Here is a 20,129-nt window from a genome sequence, read left to right as displayed (position 1 = left end):
TGTCGTTCCGCCTTACTTGACGTCCGCCGCGACCTTCAGCGACACAATCTTGTCGGGATCGACCACCGGCTCGCCGCGCTTGATCTTGTCGACATTGTCCATGCCTTCGATGACCTGGCCCCAGACAGTGTACTGGCGGTTGAGGAAGGCGGCATCGTCGAAGCAGATGAAGAACTGCGAATTGGCCGAGTTCGGGTTCTGCGAACGGGCCATCGAGCAAGTGCCGCGACCGTGGTTGGCGTTGGAGAATTCAGCCTTCAGGTCAGGCTTTTCCGAGCCGCCCATGCCGGCACGCGAGGGAGCAAAGCTCGGCTTGCTCGAATTGCCGAACTTGACGTCGCCGGTCTGCGCCATGAAGCCGTCGATGACGCGGTGGAAGACGACGCCATCATAGGCGCCTTCCCTGGCCAGTTCCTTGATCCGGGCGACATGGCCGGGGGCCAAATCGGGGAAAAGCTCGATGACGACCTTACCCTTGGTCGTTTCCAGGATGAGCGCGTTCTCGCGGTCCTTGATCTCAGCCATGTCAGATATCCTTTTTCTCAGAAAATAGAGTTACTTATCGGCGGCGATGCGCACCTTGATCATCCGGTCGGGGTCGGAGACCGTACCGTTGTCGGCCTCGTCACCCTTCTTGATCTTGTCGACCAGTTCCATGCCGCTGACGACGTTGCCGACGATGGTGTACTGGCCATCAAGCGGCGGCGCCGGCGCGAACATGATGAAGAATTGCGAATTGGCGGAGTTCGGATCCTGGGAGCGGGCCATGCCGACCACGCCGCGCTTGTAGTGCTCGGTCTGCGAGAATTCGGCCGGCAGGTCAGGCAGATCGGAACCGCCGGTGCCGACGGCCTGGGCGTTGAAACCCTTCTTCATGTTGCCGAACTTGACGTCGCCGGTCTGGGCCATGAAGCCGTCGATGACACGGTGGAAGGCGACATTGTCATAGGCATGATCACGGACGAGCTTCTTGATCTGCGCGACATGCTTGGGCGCCAGATCAGGCCGCAAGGCGATGGTGACGTCGCCATCCTTGAGCGTGATGATCATGGTGTTTTCGGGGTCGGCGGCATAGGCCGAGACCGATGCGGTCAGGAGACCGGCAAGCACGACGAGGAACGAGGCGAGCTTTTTCAGCTGCATGGTCTTCTCCGAGAAACTTATTTTGCGAATTTGGCGGTGAGCGCGCCAGCGACCGCCGCCGGCACGAAGGGGCGGATGTCGCCGCCCATGGAGGCTATCTGGCGCACAAGTGTGGCGGTAATGGTGCGTACCGACGGGCTGGCGGGCAGAAAAACCGTCTGCAGCTCGGGCGCCATGGTTTCGTTCATGCCGGCCATCTGCATTTCGTAATCGAGATCGGTGCCGTCGCGCAGGCCTCGGATCATGATCGAGGCACCCTCTCTCCTGGCGGCGTCGATGACCAGGCCGTCGAAGGCGACGACCTTGATGCGGGTGCCATCGCGGCCAAATTCGGCCTTGGTGGCCGCTTCGATGAGCTGCACCCGTTCTTCGAAGGAGAACAGCGGCTTCTTGCCCGGATGAATGCCGATCGCGGCGTAGACGATGTCGGCCACGGCCAGCGACGCTTTCAGCACATCGAGATGGCCGTTGGTCAGCGGGTCGAAGGAGCCGGCGTAAAGGGCGATGCGTTCCATCATGCCGCAGCTTCTAGCGAGCCTCTCTCGCAAAGGCAAATCCGATCAGCGCGCAGGCCGTGAACCTTTTCCGGCACATGAACGACAGATGAACACGCTGATCACGAAGCCTTCACGCAGCGTTCACTAGGTTGCACCCTTAATAAGATGAAACCAAAACCCCATCTACCCGTTGTAAGGCGCAGGAGAACACGCATATGCTGATCTACATGCTTGCCACCGCAATGACCGTCGCCATGCTGATCGCCACAGTATTCGGGCTGCATCAGGAGGCGCAACGCATCCGCGTCAGGGCAACAACCAAGCGCTTCGAGGGCTTCGGCCCCCGCAAGCCGTATCGTCACTACTAAGTCTATCTAGAACTTGCTGCCGCGCCGGCCAACAGGCCGGCGTTGCTATGTCAAAGCCTGCCCTGCCTACTCAGCACCCTCAGGGCCATCGGCCGCCGGATCGGCTTCGGCGCCGCCCTGAACGATCTCTTCGCTTTCCTCGTCCGGCTGCGGCTCCGAGATCCGCTCGACCGAAACCACCTTCTCACCGTCGGCGGTATTGAAGATGGTCACGCCCTTGGTGGCGCGGCTTGCGAAGCGGATACCGTTGACCGGCACCCGGATGACGGTACCCCCATCCGACACCAGCATGATCTGATCGTCATTGCCGACCGGGAAAGTCGCCACCAGCCGGCCGATCTCGGCCGTTTTCGACACGTCGGTGGCGCGGATGCCCTTGCCGCCGCGTCCAGTCAGGCGGAAATCATACGACGACGAGCGCTTGCCGTAGCCATATTCGGTCACCGTCAGCACATACTGCTCGTGTGCTTTGAGGAACTCGTAGCGTTCGTCGGAAAGCTCCGCCTCCTCGCCGACCTCTTCATTGGTCAGCGCTATTTCTTCCTCTTCGCCGGCGGCGATGCCCGCGGCAGCCCGCCGTTCGGCCGCCGCACGCTTGAGGTAGGCGGCGCGTTCGGCGGGCGGCGCATCGACACTCTCGATCACCGACATGGAGATGATGCGGTCGGTCTCGGCCATGGTGATGCCGCGCACGCCGACCGAATTGCGGCTCTGGAAGACGCGCACGTCGCCGACAGAGAAGCGGATGCACTGGCCGGAGCTGGCGGTCAAAAGCACGTCGTCATTGTCGGTGCAGGTCTCGACGCCGAGAATCTCGTCGCCCTCTTCCTCCAGCTTCATGGCGATCTTGCCGTTGCGGTTGACCTGGACGAAGTCGGAGAGCTTGTTGCGGCGAACGGTACCGCGCGTCGTGGCGAACATAACGTCGAGCTCGCCCCAGCTCGTCTCGTCCTCGGGCAGCGGCATGATGGTGGTGATGCGCTCGCCCTGCTCGAGCGGCAGCATGTTGATCAGCGCCTTGCCGCGTGACTGCGGATTGCCGATCGGCAGACGCCAGACCTTTTCCTTGTAGACGATGCCGCGCGAGGAGAAGAACAGCACCGGCGTGTGCGTATTGGCGACGAACAGCCTTGTGACGAAATCCTCTTCCTTGGTCGACATGCCGGAGCGGCCCTTGCCGCCGCGGCGCTGCGCCCGGTAGAGCGACAATGGCACGCGCTTGATGTAGCCGGAATGGCTCACCGTCACGACCATGTCCTCGCGCTGGATCAGGTCCTCGTCTTCCATGTCCGCGCCGCCGTCGGTGAGTTCGGTACGGCGAGGCGTGCCGAACTCGTCGCGCACGGCGGCGAGCTCGTCCTTGACGATCTGCTGGACGCGCGCGCGCGACGACAAAATGTCCAGATAATCAATGATTTCGGCGCCGATCGTGTTCAATTCGTCGGCGATCTCGTCGCGGCCGAGCGCGGTCAGGCGCTGCAGGCGCAGTTCGAGGATGGCGCGCGCCTGTTCCTCGGACAGATTGTAGGTGCCGTCCTCATTGATGCGGTGGCGCGGATCGTCGATGAGGAGGATCAGCGATTCCACATCGCCGGACGGCCAGCGCCGTTCCATCAACTGCTCGCGCGCCGTCTGCGGGTCCGGCGCGGTGCGGATCAACTTGATGACCTCGTCGATATTGGCAACCGCGATGGCAAGGCCCACCAGCACATGGGCGCGGTCGCGCGCCTTGCGCAGCAGGAATTTCGTCCGCCTTGTGATGACCTCTTCGCGGAAGGTGACGAACGCCTTCAGCATGTCGGTCAGGTTCATCACTTCCGGCTTGCCGCCATTCAGCGCCACCATATTGGCGCCGAACGAGGTCTGCAGCGGCGTGAAGCGGTAAAGCTGATTGAGAATGACGTCGGCGACGGCGTCGCGCTTCAGTTCGACGACGACTCGATAACCCTGACGGTCGCTTTCGTCGCGAATGTCGGAAATGCCTTCGATGCGCTTGTCGCGCACCAGTTCGGCCATCTTCTCGATCATCGAGGCCTTGTTCACCTGGTAGGGAACCTCGGTGATGATGATCGATTCCCGGTCGTTGCCGCGCTGTTCGATGTTGACCTTGCCGCGCATGACGATCGAGCCGCGGCCGGTCGAATAGGCGCTGTAGATGCCGGAGCGGCCAAGCACGATGCCGCCGGTCGGGAAATCGGGGCCTGGAATGATCTCCATCAGCGCCGGCAGGTCGATCGCCGGATTGTCGATGACGGCAATGGCGCCGTTGCAGACTTCGCCGAGATTGTGTGGCGGAATGTTGGTGGCCATGCCGACGGCGATGCCGCCGGAGCCGTTGACCAGCAGATTGGGAAAGCGCGCCGGCAGAACCTTCGGTTCCGTGTCCGAGGCATCATAGGTGTCCTGGAAATCGACGGTATCCTTGTCGATATCCTCCAGAAGCTCATGCGCGACCTTGGTCAGCCGCGATTCGGTGTAGCGCATCGCCGCCGGCGGATCGCCGTCGATCGAGCCGAAATTACCCTGCCCGTCGATCAGCGGCACACGCAGCGACCAGTCCTGCGCCATGCGCACCAAGGCGTCATAGATCGATGCGTCGCCGTGCGGATGGTATTTACCCATCACGTCGGCGACCGGGCGCGCCGACTTCACATATTTGCGGTTCCAGTGGTAGCCGCTCTCATGCGCCGCATAGAGAATGCGCCGATGCACGGGCTTCAGGCCGTCGCGCACATCGGGCAGCGCACGGCTGACGATCACGCTCATGGCGTAAGAGAGATAGGAGCTCTGCATCTCCTCGATAATGGAGATCGGCTCGATGCCGGTGGGGCCGCCGTCGGCGCCGCGCGGTGTCTTTTGGTCGGTCAAATCGGATCACAATCTAATCAGGAATCACTGACCGCTTATATAGGAAGCGCGGCCGAAACTCCAATGTTCGCGGCACTTTTCCAGTGTCATTTTTGGTGGTAATTTCAAAAGGATACCGCAGATTGCGACGAAATGGCCACAACGCTTTTCGCCGCCACCAAGGCAAAAGCCGGCAATGGACCAACTTCCCCAGGCAAAAGCCTCAAGCACCATGAACTGGCGCCAGTGGCTGCCTTTGCGCGCGCTGACCGGCTGGCAGCTCCGGGATTTGAATGGCGATCTGATCGCGGGTTTGACGCTGGCCGCGATCGCCATTCCAGAGCAGATGGCAACGGCCCGGCTCGGCGGCTTTGCTCCGGAGATCGGTTTCTTCGCCTTTGTGGCTGGTTCAGTGGCGTTTGCCCTGTTCGGCGCCAACCGTCACCTCTCGGCCGGCGCGGATTCGACCATCACGCCGCTGTTTGCCGGTAGCCTGGCGCTGGTCGCCACATCAGGCTCGCCGCATTACATGGCGCTGGCGGCCATGCTGGCATTGATGGTCGGGCTGATCGTGGCCCTCAGCGGCGTCTTGCGCCTCGGCTGGATTGCCGATCTCCTGTCCGTGCCGGTCACGACGGGGTTTTTGGCCGGCATCGCCGTCCATATCATCGTTTCGCAGATGCCCGGGCTGCTCGGCCTGCCCGCCGAGAGTGGCGAAACCCTGCGGCGTGTCGGCCAGATCGCCGGCAGTCTTCATCTCACCAATCCCTGGAGCTTCGGCCTTGGCTTCGGCGTGTTTGCGATCGTGTTCTGTTCGGAACGGATCAGCGCTCGCATCCCCGGCGCCTTGATCGGCATGGTGCTCGCCACGCTTGCCGTCATCGTCTTCGATCTCAGGGATCGCGGCGTCGAGGTGCTTGGCGCCTTGCCCAACGGCCTGCCGCGCGCCTACCTGCCGGAAGCCGGCCTCGCTGACGTTCAGGCGCTCGTTCCGCTGGCCTTGCTGATCGCCATTGTCGTCATGGTGCAGACGGCTGCCACCTCGCGTTCCTTCGCCTCGCAACAGGACGACGCACCCGACGTCAACCGCGATTTCATCGGCGTCGGCGCCGGCAGCATCGCGTCGGGCCTGTTCGGCGCCTTTGCCGTCAATGCCAGCCCGCCGCGCACGGCGATCGTTTCCCAGTCGGGCGGCCGCTCGCAACTGTCAGGCCTCATTGCCGCGGCCATCGTGCTTGCGCTCGGCGCCTTTGGCGGCGGTCTGCTCGCCAATGTTCCGCAGGCCGCGCTTGCCGGCGTCCTGATGTTCGTCGCCCAGCACATACTGCGCTGGAAGGTGTTCGCCAGTGTCTACCGGCAGGCGCCGGTCGAATTCGTGTTGATTCTGATCACCATGGCGGCGATCGTCGTGTTGCCGATCGAGGCCGGCGTGGCGGTCGGCATCGGCCTGTCGCTGCTGCACGGCATCTGGAGCGCGACCCGGACGCTGCCGATCGAGCTCGAACAGGTGCCTGGCACTTCCGTGTGGTGGCCGCCCAGCAAGCCCAATGCCGGCGAACAGATCCCAGGCGTGCTGGTCGCGGCCTTCCAGGCGCCGCTATCCTTCGTCAATGCCGATCGCTTCAAGCGTGGTGTTTGCGATCTCGTCGATGCCAGGAACGAAACCGTGAAACTGGTCGTGCTCGAGGCCAGCAACATCGTCGAAATCGACTACACCGCCGCGCAGGCGCTGATCGACACCATCGCGCATTCCCGCAAGGCGGGCGCGGTCTTTGCCATTGCACGACTGGAATCGCTGCGCGCCCAGGCGGCACTGGCGCGGTTCGGCATCGCCGAAATAGTCGGCACGCAGCGCATATTCCACAGTGTCGACGCAGCGATCAAATCACTTGGTCCGGGCAAACAGCCGCGGCAGGAACAGGATGGAGTGCCATGATCGACCCTCGAGAACCCATTGTCACGCCGGTTGCCGTCGCGGACCTTCGGCCGACGCAGATAACGGTCGGCATGAGAGAAGTTGCGTTGAAGCGCCAGATGATCCGGTCGCAGGACGCCAGGAAGAAGACCGGCGCTTTCCTCGGCAAGCACATGGTGCCGGTCGTATTGGGTCCTAAAAATCGCAACTACGTGACCGACCACCATCACCTCGCTCGCGCCCTGCTCGAGGAGGGGGTCAAGGACGTGCTTGTGACCGTGATCAGCGACCTGTCCGCGCTCGACAAGGACGCGTTTCTTTTCGTGCTCGACAACAGAGGCTGGATGCACCCCTTCGATGAGAACGGCCGGCGCCGCGATTACTCGGCAATTCCTAAAACAATCGGCGAGCTGATCGACGATCCTTACCGGAGCATGGCGGGCGAGTTGCGCCGGCAAGGCGGTTTCGCCAAGGACACGACGCCGTTCAGCGAATTCATCTGGGCGGATTTTCTGCGCCGGCGCATCGATCCGGATGCCGTGGCGAAGAACTTCGACAAGGCGATGAAAGAGGCGTTGACGCTCGCCAAGGGCAAAGACGCGGACTATTTGCCAGGCTGGTGCGGGCCGACCACGGACTGACGCCGCCGGCGGCGGGCAAGCCGTTCTTTCAGCGCCGGGACAGCTGCCCGGCACGATATCTGCTGGGCGTCTGGCCCATGACGCGCCGAAACCGGCGGTTGAAGGTCGAGAGATCGTTGAAGCCGGCGTTGAAGGCGATTGCCGAGATGGCATCGTCCGACAGCCGCAGCCGTACTGCCGCACGGTGCAGCCGGGTCCTGATCAGGAATTGGTAGGGCGTCATGCCGGCGACCTGCCGGAAAATGCGCAGGAAATGATAGGGACTTGTCGCGGTTTCGTCCGCCAGTGCCGACAGCGAGACCGGCCCGTCGCCATCCAGTTCGATGCGCCGTACCGCTTCGGCCACCCGTTTCTGGTCGCGGCGGCTCGGTCCGCGCCTGATAGGCGCGGCGCCGGAAGCTGCAACCACCGCCGCACCCGCAATACGTAGGGAAAGTTCCTCGAAGGAGGCCCTGTCAGCCATGTCACGCATGGCTTCCGCCTCGGCCAGCAACGGCGCCAGGGCCGGCAAGGGCGGCAGGCGTGGCGCCTCGAAGGTGAGCCTCCTGGCCCCGGGCACGCTGGCGATGATCCGTTCCATGTAGGCTGGTCCGAAATGGAATGAGAGACAACGGTCGCCGCTGCCATGCTCGTGCCCGCATTCGTAGCACGTGCCGGGATTGCCGAGCAGAAACGCGCCGGGCGCCAGCATTGCGGTCCCTTGTTGCGCGCGGTAGCGGAACGTGCCGCTTGTCACCGCCGCGACGCAGAAGTCCTGGTGGGTTTCCTCGAATGGCCGATCGCCGGCGCTTGCCGTGCAGGTCACATCCGCAACGTGCCAGCCGGGTCCGGATGCGAGAGTGCGGGTCGTCGCTGTCATGCCCGAAATATAGCAATTTTTCCCAAGCCCATAACCCCGTCGGCGCCTACTCCTAACGGCCTCCTGACAGAAAGAGACCGCAACCATGTTCGACCCCTTTGCCGAAGCCTTGCACAGCCCCGGACCGATCGGCGGGCTTGCGGAAAAACTGAACCTTTACGGCCGCTTCGTCGGCGCCTGGACGTTCGATGCCTCACGCCACCTCGAGGATGGCACCGTGCTGACCGGCCGCGGCGAGGTGCATTTCGGCTGGGTGCTGGAAGGCCGCGCCATCCAGGACGTCTGGATACTGCCCGCCCGTGATGCCGGCCCCTCGCCTTCGCTCGGCAAGTGGACTTTTTATGGCACCACACTGCGCGTCTACGATCCCGGCGCGGAAGCCTGGCACATCTTCTGGAGCGATCCGCGCAACCAGTATTTCAGCCGCCAGCTCGGCCGCGCCGAGGGCGATACGATCGTGCAAGTCGGCGCCGATGGCACGGGCTCCTCGGTGCGCTGGAGCTTTTCGCGGATCACCGAAAACTCCTTCCGCTGGCTCGGCGAGCGCTCGCAGGGCGGCACGGACTGGCACCTCGAAGTCGAGTTCCTGGCGCAGCGAGAGAATAAAGCTCAATAGGTCTTCGAAAGGCGGTCGAAATGATAGGTGGCGATCCTTCGCGCCAGCATAAAGGAGAACCGGGGCATTCATGCCTCTGACTGTTCCCACCGGCCGGGCTTTGCTCTACCAATGCAGAGCGGGCTCGGCCCGGCGGGAGGGGTCAGCGATGCCGAGTTTCGACAGCCTGTTCAATGCCTTCGTCACCATTCTCGTGACCATCGACCCGCCCGGCCTGGCACCGCTGTTCCTCGCCGTGACACGCGGCATGAACCGCGAGGAGCGACAGCAGGTCTCCGTGCGCGCCTCGGTCATCGGCTTCCTGGTGATGGCGCTGTTCGCGGTGGCCGGCGCCTCTATCCTGTCGGTGTTCGGCATCACCTTGCCGGCCTTCCGCGTCGCCGGCGGCTTTCTGCTGTTCTTCATCGCCTTCGAAATGGTGTTCGAGCGCCGTCAGGACCGCAAGGAGAAGATCGGCGACGTCGCCATCACCAAGGACATGATCCACAACATCGCCGCCTTCCCGCTGGCGATCCCGCTGATCGCCGGTCCCGGCGCGATTTCTGCGACGGTGCTGCTTTCCGGCTCGTTTCAGGGCTTTGCCGCGCAAGCGGCACTGGTCGGCATCATCTTCGTCTGCCTCGTCATCACCTATATGGTGTTCGTGCTCTCGGAACGCATCGACCGCATCCTCGGCCAGACCGGACGCTCGATCCTCACCCGCCTGCTCGGCGTCATTCTGGCTGCACTGGCCGTGCAGTTCGTGGCCGACGGCATCAAGGCCTTGATGGCGGGGTGAGCGGCACGCCTACTGCCCTACTGCCCTTCTGCCCTACTTCGCCGCCGTGTCGATCACTTCAAAATCATGCGTGATCTTGGCCGTCTTGGCCATCATTGCCGAGGCCGAGCAGTATTTGTCGATCGACAAACCGATCGCGCGTTTCACCTTGTCGGTCGAAAGCGCCCTGCCCTTGACGATGAAATGCATGTGGATGCGCGTAAACACTTTCGGGTCAGTCTCTGCCCTGTCGGCATCGAGTTCGACGACGCAGTCCTCGACCGCTTCGCGGCCCTTCTCGAGAATGTGGACGACATCATAGGCCGAACAGCCGCCGGTGCCGATCAGCACCAGTTCCATCGGGCTCGGGCCTGGCGTCTTGCCTTCAGGGCCGGATGCCGTTCCCATGACCAGCTTGTGGCCGCTGCCGGACTCGCCGACGAATGTGCGCTCTTCGACCCATTTTACCCGTGCCTTCACCGCCTTGTCCTTTCAATCCTTGATCGCACCTGCCGCCGGGCCAAATCAACAACGCAAAACCCCGAAAGTCCATGCAGGACTCTCGGGGCGTCTCGACCACGCGGCGTCAGCCGTTTGGTGTCAAATCGATCAGAACGGGATCTCGTCGTCCAGTTCGCGCGACGAGCCGCCGCCGCCACCCCTGGGCGCGCCGCCGCCGCGGTTGAAGCTTTCATTCGGGCTGGACTGGCCGAAATCGGAACCGCGGCTGCTGCCGCCGCCGGAATAACCGCCGACCTGGCCGCCTTCACCCTGGCCACGTGCGTCGAGCATCTGCAACTCGCCGCGGAATTTCTGCAGCACGACCTCCGTCGTGTACTTGTCGGCCCCGGTCTGGTCCTGCCATTTGCGCGTCTGCAATTGGCCCTCGACATAAACCTTCATGCCCTTCTTCAGGTACTGCTCGGCCACCTTGGCGATGCCCTCATTGAAGATGACGACATTGTGCCACTCGGTCTTCTCCTTGCGCTCGCCGGAATTCTTGTCGCGCCAGCTTTCCGACGTGGCGATGCGGATATTGACGACCGGCTCGCCCGAATTCAGGCGGCGGATCTCCGGATCCGCGCCGAGGTTGCCGACCAGAATGACCTTGTTGACGCTACCCGCCATGATATTTCTCCGCTCATCCGAAACAAATTTTTGTGGGCGTACCTTACAGGCTGCCGACGTCAGCCGCCTGCCAAGGCTGGCTTTTCCCACAAGGTTTTTGTTCCCTTTTCGTTCCTATATTCACTGCCGCTGATTGTCAAGGAATGGCAGCAATGCCCGAGCCCCTCATATGGGCCTCAAAACAGCGCTTGCCAAATCAATAAGTATCGACTTATGCTTTTGCCATGATCGAAGCAGAGATTTTCCGCGCCCTGGCCGACCCGACGCGACGCGCCGTCTTCGAGCGCCTCGCCACGGCTGAGATGAGCGTTTCGGAATTGCGCAGCGGCCTGACGGTGTCGCAACCGGCTGTGTCGCAGCATCTGGCGGTGCTGCGTGGCGCCGGCCTGGTCGTCGAGCGGCGAGCGGGCCGCAACGCCTACTACCGCGCCGACCCGCAAGGGCTTGCCCCGCTGCTCTCCTGGATCGATCGCTACCGGACCTTCTGGCCGGAGCGCATCGAGAGGCTGAAGACGGTTTTGAAGGATATGGATCAATGAACGACGAAAAGCAGGCGCGAACCGCCAACGACGCCCTCGCCTTCGAATGCGATCTCCCGGATGCGCCGGAAAAGGTGTGGCGTGCGCTGACCGTGCCGGAGCTGTTGGCGGCGTGGATGATGCCGAACGATATCAAGCCGGAAAGCGGCAGCCGCTTCGCCTTTGCCGGACAGGGCGCGCCGATCGAGTGCGAAGTGCTCGATGCCGAACCCGGGCGTCTGCTTCGCTACTCCTGGCGCGAGCGGTCCGAGAGCGGCGAAGCCGATCGTCGGGAACTCGACAGTGTCGTCACCTTCACACTCTGCCGCACCGTTTCCGGCGGCACGCATCTGCGCATTGTCCATGACGGCTTTGCCGGGAAGGCGATACCTGCCGTCGCCATGGCGGGCACCGGCTGCCGGCTTTCGCTCGGGGTTCACGGGACCGGAAAGCCCGTCGCCGCGAACACACCGCGCTCTCTGCTGCGCGCCGCTTGAACACGAAATCGGAGACGAAAAATGAGCGGTATTGCCAGTCTGGTGCCGATGGTGATCGAGCAATCGAGCCGCGGCGAACGTGCCTTCGACATTTTCTCGCGGCTGCTGCGCGAGCGCATCGTCTTCATCAACGGCGAGATCAACGACGATGTCTCGGCGCTGGTCTGCGCGCAGCTCTTGTCGCTGGAATCAGACAATCCCGATAAGGAGATCTCGCTCTACATCAACTCGCCGGGCGGCGTGGTGACCAGCGGCTTCGCCATCTACGACACGATGCAATATATCAGTTGCCCGGTGTCGACCGTGTGCATGGGTTTTGCCGCCTCGATGGGGTCGTTCCTGCTGATGGCCGGCACGGCAGGGCGCCGCATCGCGCTGCCGAACGCCACCATCCTGCTGCATCAGCCGCTCGGCGGCTTCCAGGGCCAGGCATCCGACATCCAGCGCCACGCGGAGCGCATCGGCAGGACCAAACGCCACATGACCGAACTCTACGCCCAGCATTGCGGCCGCACCTATGAAGAGGTCGAGCGCACGCTCGACCGCGACCATTTCATGACCGCGAAGGAAGCGCAGGCATGGGGCATTGTCGACCACGTCTTCGACACCCGCAAGAAGGCGGCGGCATAAAGTGATTTGGGTGGAATCCACGCATCAATTAAATCAGATGCACCAAATCGAGAACATTTTTTTCATCACCCATCAATGAACTCGGCCTTAATTGCCTAGTTTAATTATAAGCGGAGACATACATGCCAGCGCTTACCAATCCAAACAAACGAGCATTCCGCGCCATATTAGCTATAGCAGGAATATGCATGGCATTTTTCTTGCTGTCTAATGGCGCCGAAGGGTACGCATGTTTGGCGCGTGGAGGCGATGTGCGACTCGAAGGCGGGTCCATCCGCTGCTATATGGATTTTAGCAACTGGCAACCAGGCGAGCCGCCCCGTCCTGCATCAAACCAGTAGGGAGATTTGATTGCTTGCAGCCGGGCCAGGGCAAGCAATCGGATTGATGTGCCCCGGCCGACATCGATTTCGGCGCCGCAGTCTGGCCTGACCTGCAGCGCGATACTATAATCTTGTCATGCAGCACCGCCTGAACAAACTGATCATAGCCATTACGGTCGCCGCGGCGGCCTCGAGCGCGGCATTCGCCGAGGACAGTTCCCCACCCGGCCAGACGGGTGCCCTGCCCGGCGTGACCGGCAACTACCGTATCGCCAAGCCAGCTCCCCAGCCCGAACCCGACGACGCATTGCCGGCAGGCGGCGATGGCACGTTCAAGATCGGCAATACCGATGTCAGGATCGGCGGCAGCATAACCATCGACATGGCGACCGGCGGCATCCGGCCACCGAACCATTGATCTGGCGACCGGCTGAAGCGTGTTTTCGTCTTCGCGTCCAGGGATGACGAACTGGCGGAGTCTCCGGCCAATTGCGGATCACAAAACGTAAGCCCCGCCGTGCTCTGGGCAAACGGACGGGGCTTTTTCTGGATCTCAAATCCATATTTTGCCGGGAGTGTACTGCCGGCGTTGGATTTCGGATGCTTCGCGGCGTCAGCCGACGATCCGACTAGCAGTCTCTGATTGTTGGGGGATTCGGCAAGTCACGGTTTGCCGGGTGGCGCGAACGCTAAACCCTGGCACTTATGCCTGCCGCGGCTCCAACGAGACGTGGAGCCCTTGGGGACTATCCGGTGGCGTCATGCTCCGCTCCTGTGTCCGTTGCGACATAGTAGTCGCGAAGCGCAAATCGCAAATGCCTGCGGCGTCTCGCAGGCCGCCTTGGGGCGGCGAGGCCGTCGAAAGACGGCCGGCTTCGCTGACTTCTGGAGACTGCTCCCGCGAGACGGCCGCGTCAACCGTCAATAGCCGGTTACCGAAAATTGTGATCGCAGGGAGGTTAAGTCCAGGTCAGTTTTCCGAAACAGCCATGCCGGCTTTTGCACAGCTTTGTCAGGAGCGTGTTCGGCCTTTGTTCTTTCCGCTTGCCCGTTCACGGGAAAGGCGGTTAAACGACTTCTGTCGGGAATTGTGGCGTCTCTCGACGTGGCGGCAAAAACACCTACATAGGGGATGGCCGGGAAAATCCCGCCAATCCCACGAATTCCAGATCTGAGGCGGCGACCGGCGATGGCCGACCATAAATTCCTTTCCATTCGCGGGGCGCGCGAACACAATCTGAAGAACGTCGATCTCGACCTGCCGCGTGACAGCCTGATCGTCATGACCGGCCTGTCCGGTTCGGGCAAATCATCGCTTGCCTTCGACACCATCTATGCCGAAGGCCAGCGCCGCTATGTCGAGAGCCTGTCGGCCTATGCCAGGCAATTCCTCGAAATGATGCAGAAGCCCGACGTCGACCAGATCGACGGCCTGTCGCCCGCCATCTCCATCGAGCAGAAGACCACGTCGAAGAACCCGCGCTCGACGGTCGGCACCGTCACCGAGATCTACGACTATATGCGGCTTTTGTTCGCCCGTGTCGGCGTGCCCTATTCGCCGGCCACCGGCCTGCCGATCGAGAGCCAGACGGTCAGCCAGATGGTCGACCGGGTGCTGGCGCTGGAGGAAGGCACGCGCTTGTTCCTGCTGGCGCCGATCGTGCGCGGCCGCAAGGGCGAGTACCGCAAGGAACTGCTGGAACTGCAGAAGAAGGGTTTTCAGCGCGTCAAGGTCGACGGCGTCTTCTATGAGATCGCGGACGTTCCGGCGCTGGACAAGAAGTACAAACACGACATCGACGTCGTCGTCGACCGCATCGTCGTGCGCGGCGATCTTGCGACGCGTCTTGCCGACTCCATCGAAACCGCGCTGAAGCTCGCCGAGGGGCTGGCGGTGGCCGAGTTCGCCGACAAGCCGCTCGATGCCAGCCAGACCGGCGAGGATTCGGTCAACAAGTCGAAGAACGAGACGCATGAACGCATCCTGTTCTCGGAAAAATTCGCCTGCCCGGTATCCGGCTTCACCATTCCCGAGATCGAGCCGCGGCTGTTCTCGTTCAACAACCCGTTCGGCGCCTGCCCGACCTGCGACGGTCTCGGCAGTCAGCGAGCAATCGACCCCAACCTCGTCGTGCCCGACGAGAACGTGTCGCTGCGCGACGGCGCCGTCAGCCCGTGGGCGAAATCGACCTCGCCCTATTACGTGCAGACGCTCGAGGCATTGGGCAAGGCCTACAATTTCAAGCTCGGCGACAAGTTCAAGGACCTTTCAGCTGCGGCCCAGGACGCGATCCTGCGCGGCACTGGCGAGCGCGAAGTCACCTTCCAGTACGATGACGGCCTGCGCTCCTACAAGACGACCAAGACCTTCGAAGGCGTCATCCCCAATCTCGAACGGCGCTGGAAGGAAACCGAATCCGCCTGGATGCGCGAGGAGATCGAGCGTTTCATGTCGGCGACGCCCTGCCCGGTCTGCAAGGGCTACCGGCTGAAACCTGAGGCGCTGGCAGTGAAGATCGCCGGCAAGCACATTGGCGAGGTCACCGAGCAGTCGATCCGCAACGCCGACAAATGGTTCACCGACCTGCCGGCGCAGCTCAACGACAAGCAGAACGAGATTGCGGTGCGCGTGCTCAAGGAAATCCGCGAGCGCCTGCGCTTCCTCAACGATGTCGGGCTCGACTATCTGACGCTGTCGCGCAATTCCGGCACGCTGTCGGGCGGCGAGAGCCAGCGCATCCGGCTGGCCTCGCAGATCGGCTCCGGCCTCACCGGCGTGCTTTACGTGCTGGACGAGCCGTCGATCGGCCTTCACCAGCGAGACAACACCCGTCTGCTCGATACGCTCAAGCACCTGCGCGACATCGGCAACACGGTGATCGTCGTCGAGCATGACGAGGACGCCATCCTGCATGCCGACTATGTCGTCGACATGGGTCCGGCCGCCGGCATCCATGGCGGTGAGATCATCGCCCAGGGCACGCCGCAGCAGGTGATGGCCAATCCCAATTCGATCACTGGCAAGTACTTGTCGGGCGCGCTCGAAGTCGCGACCCCCGGTGTTCGGCGTGAGGCGAAAAAGAACCGCCGCCTGAAGATCGTCGGCGCGCGCGGCAACAATCTGAAGAACGTCACCGCCGAAATCCCGCTCGGCACCTTCACCGCCGTCACCGGCGTGTCGGGCGGCGGCAAGTCGACCTTCCTCATCGAGACGCTGTTCAAGGCAGCCTCGCGCCGCATCATGGGTTCGCGCGAACATCCGGCCGAGCATGACCGCATCGAGGGCCTGGAATTCCTCGACAAGGTCATCGACATCGACCAGTCGCCCATCGGCCGCACGCCGCGGTCGAACCCCGCCACCTATACCGGCGCCTTCACGCCGATCCGCGACTGGTTCGCCGGCCTGCCCGAAGCCAAGGCGCGCGGGTATCAGCCGGGGCGTTTCTCCTTCAATGTCAAGGGTGGTCGCTGCGAAGCCTGCCAGGGCGACGGCGTCATCAAGATCGAGATGCACTTTTTGCCCGACGTCTACGTCACCTGCGACGTCTGCCACGGCAAGCGCTACAACCGGGAGACGCTGGACGTGCTGTTCAAGGGCAAGTCGATCGCCGACGTGCTCGACATGACCGTCGAGGAAGGCGTCGACTTCTTCGCCGCCGTGCCCGGCGTGCGCGACAAGCTCGACACGCTGAAGCAGGTCGGCCTCGGCTACATCCATATCGGCCAGCAGGCGACGACGCTGTCCGGCGGCGAAGCGCAGCGCATCAAACTCGCCAAGGAACTGTCGCGCAAGGCGACCGGCAAGACGCTCTACATCCTCGACGAGCCGACCACAGGCCTGCATTTCCACGATGTCGCCAAGCTGTTGGAAGTGCTGCACGAACTGGTCGACCAGGGCAACACGGTGGTGGTCATCGAGCACAATCTGGAGGTGATCAAAACCGCCGATTGGGTGCTCGACCTAGGCCCCGAAGGCGGCGACGGCGGCGGCGAATTGGTTGCCCAGGGCACGCCGGAAGCGATCGTGCGCGAAAAGCGCAGCTATACCGGCCAGTTCCTCAAGGAACTGCTGGAGCGGCGCCCCGGGAGCAAGCGCGAAGCGGCGGAGTGATGACTGGAGATGGCCTCATCACGGTCCAGAGCCGATTTGGCGTGACCGAAACCATCGACCGCCTGGCTGAGGCGGTCAAGCGCGCGGGGCTGGTTGTCTTTGCCCGCATCGATCACGCAGCCGGCGCCCGCGATGTCGGCGCATCGTTGCGGCCCACTGAATTGCTGATCTTCGGCAACCCGCGAGGTGGCACGCCTCTGATGCAGGACAGTCAGCTTGCCGGCATCGATTTGCCGGTGAAGGCGCTGGCCTGGGAGGATGACCAAGGCAAGGTCTGGCTGTCCTACAACGACCCACACTGGATCGCCGAACGCCACGGCTTGGGCGACGCCAGCGGCGCTGCAGTAGCGGCGATGGCTGCGGGCATGGAAAAGGTGATCGCGGCCGCCGCGGGACTGGCTCAATGATGAGACTTGCCCGCTCCGACGATCTCGCAGCGATCGTCGCGCTGACGGAAGCGGCCTATGCCCCCTATAATGCCATACTCGACGCGCCGCCGATTCCGGTGACCGAGGACTACGCCCCGCGCATCGCGCGCGGCGAGGTCTGGCTGCTGGAGGATGGCTCAGAATTCGCGGGGCTGATTGTCCTCGAACGGCATGAGGACCACGCGATGATCTTCAGCGTCGCCGTTTCGCCGGCCTTCCAGGGCAGGAAACTCGGCATCAGGCTGCTCGACTTTGCGAATGAGCAGGCGCGCCTATGGAACCTGCCAGAGATACGGCTTTACACCAACGCGAAAATGGAACGGAACATCGCGCTCTATCTCGCATACGGCTATCGCGAAACGGGTCGCCGGCCCAATCATTACCGGCCAGGTTGGGTGCTCGTCGACATAGCGAAGCCGGTCAACGAAGCCAGCGCGGCCTGATCGCTTTTAGAAATCTGGGAGGACGACAATGACCGCATCAGGAACAATCCGCGCCGGCATGGGCGGCTGGACTTTCGAACCCTGGGATACATCCTTTTACCCTGACAAGCTGTCGAAGGCCAAGCAACTGCAATATGCCAGCAGGCAGGTGCCGAGCATCGAGGTCAATGGCACCTATTATTCCAGCTTCAAGGAACCGACTTTCGTCAAATGGGCCAACGAGGCGCCGGACGGTTTCGTCTATTCGCTGAAGGGCAACCGTTTCGTCACCAACCGCCGCGTGCTGGGCGAGGCCGGTGAATCGATGATGCGTTTTCTCGGCTCCGGTGTCGCCGCCCTCGGTGAAAAACTCGGGCCGATCCTGTGGCAGTTCGCGCCAACCAAGAAATTCGATCCCGACGATTTCGAAGCCTTTCTGAAACTGCTGCCGGAAAAGCAGGACGGTGTGGCGCTGCGCCACGCACTCGAAGTCCGCAACGACAGTTTCATCGTGCCGGAATTCGCCGCGCTCGCCCGCAAGTACAAGGCGGCGATCGTTTATGCCGACCACGCGAAATACCCTGATATCGCCGATGTCACCGGCGATTTCGTCTATGCAAGGCTGCAGACCGGCAGCGACGACAATCCCGATTGCTACACGCCAAAGGGCCTCGATGAATGGGCGGCGCGGGTAAAAACCTGGGCGAAGGGCAAGCAGCCGGCCGATTTGCGGCGCGCCGATCCCGCCGTCGACGCGACTGTGCAGCCCCGCGACGTGTTCGTCTACTTCATCACCGAGGGCAAGGTGCGCGCACCGTTCGGCGCGATGGCGCTGATGAAACGGGTAGCCGGCTGACGAGCATTTCCCTATGCCCGCAAGTGTATCATCCCTGCGTTTTGCGCATGGCAAACCGCCTATTCTCTGCATCTTCTCCACCATCGTAACCTTATCGACACTTCCTTGCTGCATGAATGCGACGACGCCAAGCCGCAGAGTTGGAGCCGCCGCCGGCAGGGAAAGAGGGGCATGTCGCTCGACTACACTTCACTTCTGCTGGCTGTCGGTTTCTCCGCGGCTTGCCTGAGCCTGACATTGTTCGGCATGTGGCTGACCGCCCGCTCGGAGCGGTTCCTGCTGACCTGGGCGATCAGCCTGGTGTTCGTGGTCGGCGATATCTTTATCTATGACACCTATATCGATATGCCCGGGCGCCTCCTCGGCATCGCCACCCTTGCCCTGTTGCTGCTCGGTTTCTCGACAATGCTGGGTGCGGCCTACCAGTTCAGAACCGGCGGCTCGCCGTTACCGCGGACACTGTGGGGCTGCGCCTCGCTGGTGGTGGCGCTGCCGGCCATGGCCCTCGGCTATGACGGCCTCGGCTTCATGTTCGAGAACCTGTTCGCCGCCCTGCTCCTGTTCGCGACGGCATTCGAATACTGGCGGGGCCGCAATGAGGCCCCCGCGCTGACAATCGGCATCACCGCGCTCTATTCGGCCACCGCCATTTCCTTCATGCTGTGCGCGGGGGTGCTGGCATGGGACGGCAAACTGGCACTCGGACACGCACCAAGCAACTGGGCGGAAGAACTCAGCCTCATTGTGGTCATCGCCAGCATGACGGGTATCGGCGCGCTTTCGCTTGCGCTCAACCAGGGGCGTCTGGCGAGGCACCACCGCCGCAATGCCCTGACCGATCCGTTGACCGGCCTGCTCAACCGGCGCGCGCTGTTCGACATGCATGGCCATCTTCCGGTCGGCGCCTTTACGGCGGTGGTCGTCTTCGACCTCGACAACTTCAAAGCGATCAATGATGAATTCGGCCATGCGGCGGGCGACGAGGTGCTGAAAGTGTTTGCGAGCGAACTCACCGGCAATCTTCGCCAGACCGACGTCGCCGCGCGCATGGGCGGCGAGGAATTCGCACTGGTGTTGAAGCGCACCCTGCCGGAGACGGTCGAGGAAGCAGCGGAACGTATCCGGACCGCGTTTGCCACGCGCCTGATAGAAACCGAAACCGGCTCTCTGACATGCACGGTCAGTGCCGGATTTGCGTTTGGCGGCAAAGAGGGGCTCAGTTTCGACAAGGTGCTCAGCGCCGCCGACAAGGCGCTCTACGACGCCAAGCGCGGCGGCCGCAACCGCGTCACCGCCTCGCCATTCCGACGCGCCGGCTGATCGCGCTCATCAATGTCCGGCCTGCGATTGCTGGACCGGCGAAATCGGCTCTATGCCGCCATGACGATCTCATTGAAGGTATCGAGATCGACATAGAAGACCTTGGTGATCTCCTCGATCAGATCGTCGTATTCGCAGCCCTGCGACCTCAAGATATTGATGGCTGTGATGATGTCGACGCGCTCGGTAAGCCGCCGCTTCTGGTGATCCTCGACATAACGTTCCATGGCTGTCCCTTAGCCTGTGTGCCCAA

General features: G+C 62.5%; 22 protein-coding genes. 14 read left to right on the top strand and 8 right to left on the bottom strand.

Annotation, left to right across the window (positions count from 1 at the left end):
* Positions 1-12: 12 nt before the first annotated feature.
* From EB233_RS18715 to coaD, 3 genes are all read right to left on the bottom strand, one after another.
* Positions 13-525: a peptidylprolyl isomerase gene (locus EB233_RS18715; RefSeq protein WP_027051946.1), complete on the bottom strand. Its 513-nt coding sequence runs from the start codon at positions 523-525 to the stop codon at positions 13-15.
* A 30-nt stretch (positions 526-555) separates the two neighbouring features.
* The gene (locus EB233_RS18710) at positions 556-1,050 is read right to left on the bottom strand and encodes a peptidylprolyl isomerase (RefSeq protein ID WP_244277616.1); all 495 of its coding nucleotides are present in this window, start codon (positions 1,048-1,050) and stop codon (positions 556-558) included.
* Between the two features lie 110 nt (positions 1,051-1,160).
* Positions 1,161-1,661 carry a pantetheine-phosphate adenylyltransferase gene (gene coaD / locus EB233_RS18705; protein WP_027051948.1) on the bottom strand — a complete coding sequence of 167 codons (501 nt, stop codon included), beginning with the start codon at positions 1,659-1,661 and terminating at the stop codon, positions 1,161-1,163.
* Between the two features lie 194 nt (positions 1,662-1,855).
* Here coaD and EB233_RS18700 point away from each other — a divergent pair, with 194 nt between their 5' ends.
* The gene (locus tag EB233_RS18700; protein ID WP_081293956.1) at positions 1,856-2,008 is read left to right on the top strand and encodes a hypothetical protein; all 153 of its coding nucleotides are present in this window, start codon (positions 1,856-1,858) and stop codon (positions 2,006-2,008) included.
* Positions 2,009-2,074: 66 nt separating this feature from the next.
* Here the strand turns inward: EB233_RS18700 and gyrA are convergent, their stop codons facing one another.
* Positions 2,075-4,876 (bottom strand): DNA gyrase subunit A, encoded by a 2,802-nt coding sequence (gene gyrA, locus EB233_RS18695; RefSeq protein WP_064988579.1) that lies wholly within the window; start codon positions 4,874-4,876, stop codon positions 2,075-2,077.
* 211 nt (positions 4,877-5,087) lie between these two features.
* Between gyrA and EB233_RS18690 the strand changes: the two genes are divergently transcribed.
* Together EB233_RS18690 and EB233_RS18685 are read left to right on the top strand one after the other, a co-directional pair.
* The gene (locus EB233_RS18690) at positions 5,088-6,791 is read left to right on the top strand and encodes a SulP family inorganic anion transporter (RefSeq protein WP_064988578.1); all 1,704 of its coding nucleotides are present in this window, start codon (positions 5,088-5,090) and stop codon (positions 6,789-6,791) included.
* A complete protein-coding gene (locus EB233_RS18685; protein ID WP_064988577.1) occupies positions 6,788-7,411 on the top strand; it encodes a ParB-like protein in 624 nt (207 codons plus the stop codon). The genes EB233_RS18690 and EB233_RS18685 overlap by 4 nt, the downstream gene beginning before the upstream one ends.
* Before the next feature lie 28 nt (positions 7,412-7,439).
* Here EB233_RS18685 and EB233_RS18680 read toward each other — a convergent pair whose 3' ends face one another.
* A complete protein-coding gene (locus EB233_RS18680; RefSeq protein WP_064988576.1) occupies positions 7,440-8,270 on the bottom strand; it encodes a helix-turn-helix transcriptional regulator in 831 nt (276 codons plus the stop codon).
* An 85-nt stretch (positions 8,271-8,355) separates the two neighbouring features.
* On the opposite strand from EB233_RS18680, the gene EB233_RS18675 reads away from it, so the two are divergent.
* Together EB233_RS18675 and EB233_RS18670 are read left to right on the top strand one after the other, a co-directional pair.
* Positions 8,356-8,886: a hypothetical protein gene (locus EB233_RS18675; protein ID WP_064988575.1), complete on the top strand. Its 531-nt coding sequence runs from the start codon at positions 8,356-8,358 to the stop codon at positions 8,884-8,886.
* 148 nt (positions 8,887-9,034) lie between these two features.
* Entirely contained in the window at positions 9,035-9,664 is a 630-nt protein-coding gene (locus tag EB233_RS18670; RefSeq protein ID WP_027051953.1) for a MarC family protein, read from the top strand.
* Between the two features lie 33 nt (positions 9,665-9,697).
* Here EB233_RS18670 and EB233_RS18665 read toward each other — a convergent pair whose 3' ends face one another.
* Positions 9,698-10,123, bottom strand: a complete 426-nt coding sequence (locus EB233_RS18665; protein ID WP_064988574.1) for an OsmC family protein — start codon at positions 10,121-10,123, stop codon at positions 9,698-9,700.
* Positions 10,124-10,252: 129 nt separating this feature from the next.
* The gene (locus tag EB233_RS18660; protein WP_027051955.1) at positions 10,253-10,771 is read right to left on the bottom strand and encodes a single-stranded DNA-binding protein; all 519 of its coding nucleotides are present in this window, start codon (positions 10,769-10,771) and stop codon (positions 10,253-10,255) included.
* A 224-nt stretch (positions 10,772-10,995) separates the two neighbouring features.
* On the opposite strand from EB233_RS18660, the gene EB233_RS18655 reads away from it, so the two are divergent.
* The 9 genes from EB233_RS18655 (at position 10,996) to EB233_RS18615 (ending at position 19,876) form a co-directional block, all read left to right on the top strand.
* A complete protein-coding gene (locus EB233_RS18655; RefSeq protein ID WP_027051956.1) occupies positions 10,996-11,310 on the top strand; it encodes an ArsR/SmtB family transcription factor in 315 nt (104 codons plus the stop codon).
* A complete protein-coding gene (locus EB233_RS18650) occupies positions 11,307-11,786 on the top strand; it encodes an SRPBCC family protein (protein WP_064988573.1) in 480 nt (159 codons plus the stop codon). Before EB233_RS18655 ends, EB233_RS18650 begins: the two co-directional genes overlap by 4 nt.
* A 21-nt stretch (positions 11,787-11,807) precedes the next feature.
* Entirely contained in the window at positions 11,808-12,416 is a 609-nt protein-coding gene (locus EB233_RS18645) for an ATP-dependent Clp protease proteolytic subunit (RefSeq protein WP_064988572.1), read from the top strand.
* Between the two features lie 459 nt (positions 12,417-12,875).
* On the top strand, positions 12,876-13,157 hold the full coding sequence (locus EB233_RS18640; protein WP_064988571.1) for a hypothetical protein: 282 nt from the start codon (positions 12,876-12,878) through the stop codon (positions 13,155-13,157).
* Positions 13,158-13,928: 771 nt separating this feature from the next.
* Positions 13,929-16,850: an excinuclease ABC subunit UvrA gene (uvrA, locus tag EB233_RS18635; protein WP_064988570.1), complete on the top strand. Its 2,922-nt coding sequence runs from the start codon at positions 13,929-13,931 to the stop codon at positions 16,848-16,850.
* Between the two features lie 41 nt (positions 16,851-16,891).
* Positions 16,892-17,257, top strand: a complete 366-nt coding sequence (locus EB233_RS18630; RefSeq protein ID WP_244277601.1) for a DUF302 domain-containing protein — start codon at positions 16,892-16,894, stop codon at positions 17,255-17,257.
* The gene (locus tag EB233_RS18625) at positions 17,257-17,721 is read left to right on the top strand and encodes a GNAT family N-acetyltransferase (RefSeq protein ID WP_064988568.1); all 465 of its coding nucleotides are present in this window, start codon (positions 17,257-17,259) and stop codon (positions 17,719-17,721) included. Before EB233_RS18630 ends, EB233_RS18625 begins: the two co-directional genes overlap by 1 nt.
* A 28-nt stretch (positions 17,722-17,749) precedes the next feature.
* On the top strand, positions 17,750-18,556 hold the full coding sequence (locus tag EB233_RS18620; protein ID WP_064988567.1) for a DUF72 domain-containing protein: 807 nt from the start codon (positions 17,750-17,752) through the stop codon (positions 18,554-18,556).
* Positions 18,557-18,727: 171 nt separating this feature from the next.
* Positions 18,728-19,876, top strand: coding sequence for a GGDEF domain-containing protein (locus tag EB233_RS18615; protein WP_064988842.1), 1,149 nt, complete (start codon positions 18,728-18,730; stop codon positions 19,874-19,876).
* A 50-nt stretch (positions 19,877-19,926) separates the two neighbouring features.
* On the opposite strand, the gene EB233_RS18610 is transcribed toward EB233_RS18615, so the two are convergent.
* Positions 19,927-20,103, bottom strand: coding sequence for a hypothetical protein (locus EB233_RS18610; RefSeq protein WP_081293955.1), 177 nt, complete (start codon positions 20,101-20,103; stop codon positions 19,927-19,929).
* Between the last annotated feature and the right edge of the window lie 26 nt (positions 20,104-20,129).

It is taken from the genome of Mesorhizobium erdmanii, from assembly GCF_013170725.1.
Taxonomy (GTDB): Bacteria; Pseudomonadota; Alphaproteobacteria; order Rhizobiales; family Rhizobiaceae; genus Mesorhizobium; species Mesorhizobium erdmanii.
Note: the sequence above shows the minus strand (reverse complement) of the source record. Positions and strands in the feature narration are given on the sequence as shown.